Genomic DNA, 9,189 nt, shown 5'->3' on the forward strand with positions numbered 1-9,189 from the left:
CCCGGGAACGCCGCACGCCCGTCCGTCGTCCATCCTCTGCAGCGGCGCACCGCCCCGGTTCCGCCGTGCCGCCCGATCCGCCGGAGGTCGTCCTGTCGCTCATCGGCCTGCTGGGCTTCGGGACCGTCGTCCTGCTGGCCGTGGGGCTCCTGCACACCTACCTGTGGTTCCGGCTGGTCCGCAGCACCACCGCGCCCGGCCGGCTGCGCCGCCGGCTGACCCTGCTCACCGTGGTCCTGGCGGTGCTGCCGGTGGCGGCGGTGCTCTCCCGCGGGGTGCTCCCGATCGACGCGGCCGCGCCGCTGAGCTGGGTCGGGTTCGTCTGGCTCGGTATCGCCCTCTACGCCGTCCTGGCGCTGGTGGTGCTGGAGCCGGTGCGCCTGCTGGGCACCCTCTGGATCCGGCGAACGGAGAGGGAGGTCGTCCCGAGCGGGCCCCGGAGGAGTTCGGGCAGGGACGACGCAGCGGCTCCGCCCGACGGGGGGACGGCACCTGGCCGCGGTGTCGTCCTCGCGGACCGCGAGGCCCCGGCGATCGACCGGCGGCGCTTCCTGGCCCGCGGGCTGGCGGTGACCGCCGGCGCGGTGGCGCTCGGCACCGCGGGCACGGGCGCGTACGTCGCCAACTCGGCGCCCGTCGTGCGGCGCGTCCCGGTGACCCTGCGCGGGCTGGACCCGGCGCTGGACGGGCTGCGGATCGTCACCTTCTCCGACGGCCACCTGTCGGCCACCTACGGCGGCCGGCGCTTCGAGCGGGTGGTGGAGCTGGTCAACCAGCAGCGCCCCGACGTGGTCGCCATCGTGGGTGACCTGGTCGACGGCGGGGTCGACGAGCTGCGCGAGGACGTCGCCCCGCTGGCGGACCTCGTGAGCCAGCAGGGCGTCTACTTCGTCACCGGCAACCACGAGTACTTCGTCGACACCCAGGCGTGGATGCGGCACCTGCCGACCCTCGGCGTGGACGTGCTGCGCAACGAACGGGTGGCGATCCGCCGCGGTGGCGCGTCCTTCGACCTGGCCGGGATCGACGACCGGACGGCGGCGGCCTCGGGGCTGCCCGGCCACGGCGCGGATCTCGACGCGGCGCTGGACGGGCGGGACGAGAGCACCCCCGTGGTCCTGCTGGCCCACCAGCCGGTGCAGGTCCAGCAGGCCGCGGCAGCCGGGGTGGACCTGCAGCTCTCGGGGCACACCCACGGCGGGCAGCTCTGGCCCTTCGACTACGCCGTGCGGCTGGACCAGCCCGCGGTGGAGGGCTGGTCGCGGCACGGCGACACCCAGCTGTACGTGACCTCGGGGGCCGGGTACTGGGGGCCTCCCATGCGCGTCGGGGCCCGCCCGGAGGTCACCGTGGTGGAGCTCCGCGCCCCTGCCCGCTGACCGGTGCTCAGGTCTCGGCGAGGGCGTCGAACGCCTCGACGAGGCAGTCCTCCAGCTCGCGGTCCCCGCCGCTGTCGGCCCAGAGCAGCAGACCGGTGGTGAATGCGGCCAGGTGGGCGCCGGCGACCACGACGTCGGCCGGGCGGATCTTGCCGTCCCGGGCACTGGCCTCGGCGACCATGATCGCCGTCTTCCGCTCGAACTCGCCCGATCGGTGCCGCAGGGTGGGGTTTCCGGCGACGACCCGCCAACGGGCGTACAGCCGGGAGCGCTCCTCGGCGCCCGCGCCGCTCACCAGGTCCATCGCCGCCGAGCGGATGCGCGGGCCCAGGGACAGCTCGGCAGGCTGGCGGGCGATCAGCTCGGCCACCTCCTCGGGCGCCAGCAGCCGCATGACCAGGTGGTCCTTGCTCGGGTAGTGCGCGTAGAAGGTCGGTACCGACACCCCCGCGGCGGCCGCGATGCGCCCGATCGGCACCTGGTCGTACCCCTCGGCGTCGAACAGCGCGAGCGCGGCCTCGAGGATGCGCTCGTGGGTGGCCTCCCACCTGCGCCGACGCCAGTCCGGTGAGCCCGTCACGCGCAGATCATCGTTCGTCGGCGGCATGGCTGCCACCACCGTACGGGATGCCGCGCGGCCCACGATGTGGCACACCCCACGGCGTGCAGGTGTGACGTCTCATACGACATGACGACCAGACGTCTCCTCGGGCAGTACCTTCGACCCCGTGGTGAGCCCTGTAGCCGGACCGAAGTACCTGTCGGTCCGCGAGCACCTTCGCCGCCGGGTCGCCGCCCTGCCCGAGCAGACGCTGCTGCCGCCGGAACCGGTCCTCTGCGCCGAGTACGGGGTCAGCCGCATCACGCTGCGCCGGGCCGTGGACGGGCTGGTCGCCGACGGGCACCTCGTCCGGGAGCAGGGGCGGGGCACCTACGTGACCCGCCCGGCCATCCGGCACGAGTACCGCGAGAGCTTCGTGCACCGCATCGCGGGCTTCAACTCGGTGATGACCGAGCAGGGGGCCCAGGTCGGCACCACGGTGCTGACCCAGCGCGTGGTGCCCGTGCCGCCGACGGTGGCCACCGAGCTGAAGCTGGAGCCCGCGACCGACGTGGTGGAGCTCGTGCGGCTGCGCAGCGTCGACGGCACGCCGAACCACGTCGCGCACAGCTTCCTACCGGCCGACGCCTACCCGGGGGCGCTCGACGCCGACTTCAGCGAGGGGTCCCTCTACGACTACCTGCGCCGGGAGTACTCGGCGGACCTCGCGCACGCCCGCATCGTCGTCGACGTCGGCACCGCGGCGCCCGACGAGGCCGAGGCGCTGGGCGTGGTCGCCGGTTCGCCGTTGCTCGTCGTGCGCACCACGGTGCGCGACAGCGACGGCCGGCCGCAGGTGCACAGCTTCTCGCGGCTGCGGCCCGACGTCAGCCAGGTCGAGTTCGAGGTCTCCGTGGGCGGGCGCTGACGTGCGGACGACGGCGACCGGTACCCGGGAGGTGCCGCAGCCCCGTGCGGAGGTGTGGCGTGCGCTTGCGGTGCTCGAGCCCTACTGCGCCGTCTGCGACGTCTCCTACCTGCTGGACCGCCCCGGTGCGGTCCCCCGAGTCGGCACGACCTTCGTCTGCGCCCCGGGCCGGCTGGACGGCGCCGCGCCCCGCGCCGGCTCGCCGCGCGGCGAGATCCTCACCTGGGAGCCGCTCTCGCGGGTGGCCACCCGCCTGGAACTCACCCCCGAGACGTGGACGACGGAGATCGAGCTGGCCGACACCGCCGACGGCGGCACGCGCATCTCCATCACGATCGGCCACGAGCCCACCGGTGGCAGCCGGGTCGTCCGCCGGCTGACCCGGGCGGCCGTGCGCCGGCTCGTGCAGCGGACCGTCGACGCCGAGCTGGCCAAGGTGCCCGCGCACGTGGCGGCGGCGCATACCTCCGAGAGGCCGTGATCACCACCTCGATCGAGGGAATGACGCATCACCGTAAAGAGCGCGGGTACGGAACTCCTCGTGCCCCGGCGGCACACCCGGCACCCCGCTGGGACCGCGCACGCCGGGCGGATCACTGAGGAGTTGGCTATGGAGATCATCGGGTTGATCATCGCGGGTCTCATCATCGGCCTGCTGGGGAAGTTCGTCGCCCCGGGCACGCGTGACAACACACCCCTCTGGCTGACGCTGCTGTGCGGCATCGGTGGTGTGCTCATCGGCTACTACCTGGCCGGTGCCCTGGGGGTCGACGACACGCGCGGCATCGACTGGATCCGGTGGATCATCTCCATCATCGTCGCGGCGGTGCTGGTCGTGGCCGCCTCGACGATCACGGGTCGCAACAGCCGCTCCGTCCGCCGCTGACCCCGTCCCGGGGGGTCCGTCGGCTCAGAGCTCGACGGACTCCCCGGGCGCCAGCCGGCCGAAGGGGGTCGGGGTCCCCGGGCCCCGCTCCCCCAGCAGCCCGCTCAGGACGCCGATCCCGGTGTCGTTGAGCAGCCCGTCGTGCACGGCGAACACCTGGTCGGCCCGCACCTCGCGCACGTAGTCGATGACCTCCGCCGTGCGGGACCAGGGTGCGTGCAGCGGCAGGAGAAGCGTCGGGACCGGCGTCCCGGGCACCGTGAAGGCGTCGCCGGGGTGGAAGACCTGCTCGTCGACGAGGAAGCCGATGTTGGCCACCCGGGGGAGCTCCGGGTGGATCTCCGCGTGCAGCTCGCCGTGCACCTGCACCTCGAACCCGGCGACCGTCACCGCGTCGCCGGCCCCCACCACGTGCACCCGGCTCCCGGCGCCCTCGAGCGCCGCCGCCACGGAGCGGTTGGTCCAGACCTCGAGCCACGGTTCGGCCTCCAGCGCCGCCCGCAGGCGGTCGGCGACGAAGTGGTCGGCGTGCTCGTGCGTGACCAGCACCGCGGTCGCGCCCTCGAGCGCCACCGGGTCGGTGAAGGCGCCCGGGTCGACCACCAGCCGGCGGTCGCCGTCGGAGAGGACCACGCAGGCGTGCCCGTGCTTGGTGAGCTCCATGCCGCGATCCTGCACCCGGGCCGCGCGGCTCACCCTTCCGGGGCAGCCGGCTCCTCGTCTCGATCACCCGCGGCCGCCCGGCTGCCGACCTCTTCCGCATGATGCTGCAGAGCACCGCGTTCGCCGCCGCCCGCAGCCGCGCGCACGGGCCCACCGCCGCGCTGTGGCACGCCGTGGAGCTGCACCGGCCGCCGGCCGAGGTCGACAGCGCCTGCGAGCTCACCGTCTGCGGCTCCCTGGCCCGGGTCACCCCCGAGCAGCCGTGGCCCGTGCAGGCCTCCGACGTCTGCCCGGCCTGCGTCGCGCTCGCCCGGTGACGGCGTCGCCGGCGACGGCGACCCCCTGAACGCCCTGCCGCCGGCCCCGCCCGCCCGGCGGCAGGTGCACCCGTCCCGCGACCCGGCTGCCTCAGCGGCCGGTGAACCGCGGCGCGCGCTTCTCCATGAAGGCCTCGACGGCCTCGCGGTGGTCGGCGGACTGCCCCACCTCGGCCTGCAGCCGCCCCTCGAGGGCCAGCGTCTCCTCCAGCGAGTCGGTCGCGGCGGTCGCGAGGACCGTCTTCACGGCCCGGTAGGCGGCGGTCGGGCCCGCGGCCAGCCGGGCCGCCAGCTCCTGCGCCTCGGGCAGTACCTGCTCCGGCGCCACGACGCGGTGCACCAGCCCCCACTCCGCGGCGGTCTCGGTCAGGAAGGGCTCGGGCAGCAGCAGCAGCTCGGTGGCGCGCGAGCCGCCGACGCAGTGCACCAGCCGGGCCGCCAGCGCCGAGTCGCTCGACAGGCCGATGCCGGTGAACGCGGTCGTGAACTTCGCGCCCGCCGCGGCCACCCGCAGGTCGCCGGCGAGGGCCAGGCCCAGACCCGCCCCCGCGCAGGCGCCGTTGATACCGACCACCACCGGCACCCGCAGGCCGGCCAGCGCCAGCACCAGCGGGTTGTACTCCCGCTCCACCACCGAGAGCGGCGCCTCCACGCCCCCCTGCATCTCCGCCAGGTGCTCGCCCAGGTCCTGCCCGACGCAGAACGCGCGGCCGGTCCCGGTGAGCAGCACTGCGCGCACCGAGTCGTCCGCCGCGACGTCGCGCACCGCGGCCAGCAGCTCGCCGCGCGAGGCGTGGGTCAGCCCGGGGCGCAGCAGGGTGAGGGTCGCGACGCCGTCGGCGTCCTCCCGGGTCACGGTGTCGGGCATCGGCGCCCCGCCTTCCGGTCGCGGTCGGCCGCACGGCGCGGCCCTGTCGGCGGTCACCTTGCCAGGCGGCGTCCCGCCCGCGTGCGGGGCCGGTCCGGCCGCGCGCACGTCGTCCTCGTGGTGCGCGGCGAGGCGGGCTGCGCACCGCGAGGCCGAGGACGGCGGAGTCGCCCGCCGGCGGCCCGGCCGACGGACCGGGTAGCCCTCCGTGCACGAACTGCAACCGGCACGCCGGTGTGGCGGGCGGGGCTCCTGGGGCAGGAGGGGGCATCCTCGGTGGTAGTGGACGATGACCCAGTCGCGCGGCGCCACGGCCCGTGCGCTGGGCCGGACGGACGAGGAGTGACCCCCGTGGTGGAACCAGGACGCAGGCGCCTGGGAGACCGCTACGAACTGCAGCTGCTGATCGCCGCCGGCGGCATGGGGCAGGTCTGGCGAGGGCTCGACGAGGCCCTGCACCGCCCGGTCGCCGTCAAGGTCCTGCGCAGTGAATACACCGGCGACCCGACGTTCGTCGCCCGCTTCCGGGCCGAGGCCCAGCACGCCGCCGCCCTCAACCACCCCGGTATCGCCGCCGTCTACGACTACGGCGAGGAGACCGCCCGGGACGGGTCGGGGGAGACCCTCGCCTACCTGGTGATGGAGCTGGTGGAGGGCGAGCCGCTCTCGGCGCTGCTCCGCCGGGAGGGCCGGCTGGGCCCGGAGACGACGCTCTCCCTGCTGGGGCAGACCGCCGCCGCGCTGGCCGAGGCCCACCGGAGCGGGCTGGTGCACCGCGACGTCAAGCCCGGCAACATCCTCGTGCGTCCCGACGGCGCCGTGAAGATCACCGATTTCGGGATCGCCTGGTCGGCGCGCAGCGTCGCGCTCACCCGCACCGGCCAGGTCATCGGCACGCCGCAGTACCTCTCCCCCGAGCAGGCCGAGGGCCGGCACGCCACCCCCGCGAGCGACGTCTACGCGCTCGGGCTCATCGGCTACGAGTGCCTCACCGGGCACCCGGCCTTCGAGGGCGACAACGCCGTCACCATCGCGCTGAAGCAGGTGCAGGAGGACCCCGACCCGCTGCCGGGCGAGCTGCCTCCCGGCGTCCGGACGCTGATCGGCCGCGCGCTGGTCAAGGACCCCGCCGCGCGCTACCCCGACGGCGCCAGCTTCGCCGCCGCCGTCGCCGACGTGCAGGCCGGTCGCCGGCTCGATCCGGGCACGGTGGCCGTCGACGCCGTCCCGCGGCGGCGCCGCGCCGCACCGGCGCGTCCTGCGGGCGGACCGCCCACCGGGGAGCGCCCCGGGTCCCGGGGCGCCCGCCCCCCGGTCGCCCGGCGGCGCGGTCGGCTCGCGGTGGTCCTGCTGCCCCTCATCGGACTGCTGGCCGGCGCGGGGATCACCGCGACCCTGCTGCAGACGCTGACCCAGGGGGCGCCGCCGAACAGCGCCGCCGCGGCCACGGAGCGCATCGACGGCAGCATCGTGCTGGCGGCGGAGGACTACCTCGGCCGGCCGGTGGGCGAGGTGGCCGACCGGCTGGCCGATCTTGGTCTGACCGTCACCGTCCGGGCGGAGGTGCGCGACGACGTCGTCCCCGACCGGGTCACCGGGGTGGAGCCCGCCGGGCGCCCGCTGCGCGCCGGTGACCAGGTGGTCCTCCGCTACGCCACCGCCTCGGAGACGTCGGAGCAGCGCCGTGCGCCGGCGGTGACCGGTGCCGCGGTCGACCAGGAGGTCCCCTCCAGCGCGCCGACGACCGAGGCCCCGGCCCCCGCGACGACCACTGCGGGCACCGGCACCGGCACCGGCACCGGCACCGGCACCGGTGGCAGCAGCAGTGCGCCGGCCAGCACGACGACCAGTCTCCCGGGGACCCCGACCCCGACCACCGACCCGTCGCCGACCCCGACCCCGACCACGTCGCCGACCCCGACGACGACGGAGCCCAGCCGGACCACCGCCAGCACCACGCCCTCCACCACGACGTCGTCCAGCGCCACGACGCTGCCGTGAGCCTGCGGCACCGGCCGCCGTCGTCGCGCCTGCTGAGCGGTCGCTACGAACTGCTCTCGCTGCTCGCGACCGGCGGCATGGGGCAGGTCTGGCGGTCCCGGGACGTCGTCCTCGGGCGGTCCGTGGCCGTGAAGGTGCTGCGGAGCGAGTACGCCGGCGACCCGACCTTCCTGGCCCGCTTCCGCGCGGAGGCCCGGCACAGCGCCCTGCTCACCCATCGCAACATCGCCGCCCTGTTCGACTACGGCGAGACCACCGACGGCGACGGCGAGGCCCTCGCCTACCTCGTCATGGAGCTCGTCGAGGGGGAGTCGCTGGCCCAGGTGCTGCAGCGGGAGGGCCGGCTCGGTGTCGACCGCACCCTGGACGTGCTGCACCAGACCGCGGCCGGCCTGGCCGCGGCGCACGCCGCGGGCCTGGTGCACCGGGACGTGAAGCCGGGCAACGTGCTGGTCGGCCACGACGGCACCGTGAAGATCACCGACTTCGGCATCGCCTGGTCGGCCGCGAGCGCGCCGCTCACCCAGACCGGCCAGGTCGTGGGCACCGCGCACTACCTCTCCCCGGAGCAGGCCGGTGGCAGCAAGGCCGGCCCGGCCAGCGACGTCTACGCCCTCGGCATGATCGGGTACGAGTGCCTCGCCGGCCACCGTGCCTTCGACGGCGACAACTCGGTGCACATCGCGCTGCGCCAGCTCCGCGAGGAGCCGCCGCCGCTGCCGGCCGACGTCCCGGAGCAGGTGCGCACGCTCGTCGACCGGGCGCTGCTCAAGGACCCGGCCGAGCGCTTCGCCGACGGTGCCGCCTTCCGGGATGCCGTCGACGACGTCCGCGCCGGCCGGCCGCTGGTGCCGGTGCCCCGGCCGGCGGCGACCCATCCGCTCGCCGTCGCGGTCCCGGCGCCGCGGTCGCTCCGGCGGCGCCTCCTCGCGCCCCTGGCCGCCCTCGTGGTCGGGATCGGGCTCGGCGTCGCCGCCCTGCAGGTGTGGGCGGAGGCCCCCGCCGACCCCGGGACCGGCACCAGCGAAGCCCCCGAGCCGGTGACCCTCGCGGCCTCCGACTTCGTCGGCCGCCCGGTGGCCGAGGTGGAGGGCGAGCTGGCCGACGCCGGCCTGGGCGTCGAGCTGGTCGGCCGGGAGAGCGCCGCGGTCCCCGCCGACCACGTGCTGGAGCTCTCGCCGGTGGGCGCGGTCGCCCGAGGCACGGTCGTCACGGTCACCTACGCGATCGCACCACCGCAGCCGGAGCCCGCCCCGGCGCCCGTGGCCCCCGCACCCGAGGCGCCGGTGGTTCCCGTCCCGGTGCCGGTGGGGGGCGGCGGCGGTGGCGACGACGGCGAGGGCGACGACGGCGAGGGTGACGACGGCGAGGGTGACGACGGGCAGGGTGACGACCGGTCCGGGAACGGCAACGGGGGTGGGAACGGGAGCGGCGACGCCGGCGGCAACGGGAACGGCGGGGGCAACGGCCGGGGCCGCGGCTAGCTGTAATGACCACGGGCGTTGTTGACGGCGCCGCCTAACTGATCAAGCAGGAGACCTCCGAGCGAAGGTGTGGGTGCTGACGCCTCACCAACCGCCCGGAGGTCTCGTTGTCCCACGCTAAT

10 protein-coding genes are annotated in these 9,189 nt (G+C 75.6%); 7 read left to right on the plus strand and 3 right to left on the minus strand.

Annotation, left to right across the window (positions count from 1 at the left end; translation table 11 throughout):
- Window positions 1-65: 65 nt before the first annotated feature.
- Window positions 66-1,379, plus strand: coding sequence for a metallophosphoesterase (locus tag ACI792_RS19985; RefSeq protein ID WP_456604127.1), 1,314 nt, complete (start codon window positions 66-68; stop codon window positions 1,377-1,379).
- Between the two features lie 7 nt (window positions 1,380-1,386).
- Here ACI792_RS19985 and ACI792_RS19990 read toward each other — a convergent pair whose 3' ends face one another.
- Complete coding sequence (locus ACI792_RS19990) at window positions 1,387-1,959, minus strand: TetR/AcrR family transcriptional regulator (protein WP_456604128.1); 573 nt, start codon at window positions 1,957-1,959, stop codon at window positions 1,387-1,389.
- A gap of 148 nt (window positions 1,960-2,107) precedes the next feature.
- Here ACI792_RS19990 and ACI792_RS19995 point away from each other — a divergent pair, with 148 nt between their 5' ends.
- The 3 genes from ACI792_RS19995 to ACI792_RS20005 all read left to right on the plus strand — a co-directional run bounded on the left by ACI792_RS19995 (window position 2,108) and on the right by ACI792_RS20005 (window position 3,734).
- Entirely contained in the window at window positions 2,108-2,848 is a 741-nt protein-coding gene (locus tag ACI792_RS19995) for a GntR family transcriptional regulator (RefSeq protein ID WP_456582165.1), read from the plus strand.
- Window positions 2,849-2,900: 52 nt separating this feature from the next.
- Window positions 2,901-3,329, plus strand: coding sequence for an SRPBCC family protein (locus ACI792_RS20000; protein WP_456604129.1), 429 nt, complete (start codon window positions 2,901-2,903; stop codon window positions 3,327-3,329).
- Between the two features lie 129 nt (window positions 3,330-3,458).
- The gene (locus ACI792_RS20005) at window positions 3,459-3,734 is read left to right on the plus strand and encodes a GlsB/YeaQ/YmgE family stress response membrane protein (protein ID WP_456604130.1); all 276 of its coding nucleotides are present in this window, start codon (window positions 3,459-3,461) and stop codon (window positions 3,732-3,734) included.
- Window positions 3,735-3,758: 24 nt separating this feature from the next.
- On the opposite strand, the gene ACI792_RS20010 is transcribed toward ACI792_RS20005, so the two are convergent.
- Entirely contained in the window at window positions 3,759-4,397 is a 639-nt protein-coding gene (locus ACI792_RS20010) for an MBL fold metallo-hydrolase (protein ID WP_456604131.1), read from the minus strand.
- A gap of 98 nt (window positions 4,398-4,495) precedes the next feature.
- Here ACI792_RS20010 and ACI792_RS20015 point away from each other — a divergent pair, with 98 nt between their 5' ends.
- Complete coding sequence (locus ACI792_RS20015) at window positions 4,496-4,714, plus strand: hypothetical protein (RefSeq protein WP_456604132.1); 219 nt, start codon at window positions 4,496-4,498, stop codon at window positions 4,712-4,714.
- A gap of 91 nt (window positions 4,715-4,805) precedes the next feature.
- Here ACI792_RS20015 and ACI792_RS20020 read toward each other — a convergent pair whose 3' ends face one another.
- Window positions 4,806-5,582 (minus strand): enoyl-CoA hydratase-related protein, encoded by a 777-nt coding sequence (locus ACI792_RS20020; protein WP_456604133.1) that lies wholly within the window; start codon window positions 5,580-5,582, stop codon window positions 4,806-4,808.
- 351 nt (window positions 5,583-5,933) lie between these two features.
- Here ACI792_RS20020 and ACI792_RS20025 point away from each other — a divergent pair, with 351 nt between their 5' ends.
- Both ACI792_RS20025 and ACI792_RS20030 read left to right on the plus strand, forming a co-directional pair.
- On the plus strand, window positions 5,934-7,583 hold the full coding sequence (locus ACI792_RS20025; protein WP_456604134.1) for a protein kinase domain-containing protein: 1,650 nt from the start codon (window positions 5,934-5,936) through the stop codon (window positions 7,581-7,583).
- The gene (locus ACI792_RS20030) at window positions 7,580-9,067 is read left to right on the plus strand and encodes a protein kinase domain-containing protein (RefSeq protein WP_456604135.1); all 1,488 of its coding nucleotides are present in this window, start codon (window positions 7,580-7,582) and stop codon (window positions 9,065-9,067) included. Before ACI792_RS20025 ends, ACI792_RS20030 begins: the two co-directional genes overlap by 4 nt.
- Window positions 9,068-9,189 lie beyond the last annotated feature (122 nt).

The organism is Blastococcus sp. SYSU DS0669 (assembly GCF_054050895.1).

Bases quoted from the DNA above. Each gene is read 5' to 3' on its own strand.
- ACI792_RS20020 (WP_456604133.1), bottom strand. From the start codon at position 5,582: ATGCCCGACACCGTGACCCGGGAGGACGCCGACGGCGTCGCGACCCTC.
- ACI792_RS20005 (WP_456604130.1), top strand. From the start codon at position 3,459: ATGGAGATCATCGGGTTGATCATCGCGGGTCTCATCATCGGCCTGCTG.
- ACI792_RS20015 (WP_456604132.1), top strand. From the start codon at position 4,496: ATGATGCTGCAGAGCACCGCGTTCGCCGCCGCCCGCAGCCGCGCGCAC.
- ACI792_RS20010 (WP_456604131.1), bottom strand. From the start codon at position 4,397: ATGGAGCTCACCAAGCACGGGCACGCCTGCGTGGTCCTCTCCGACGGC.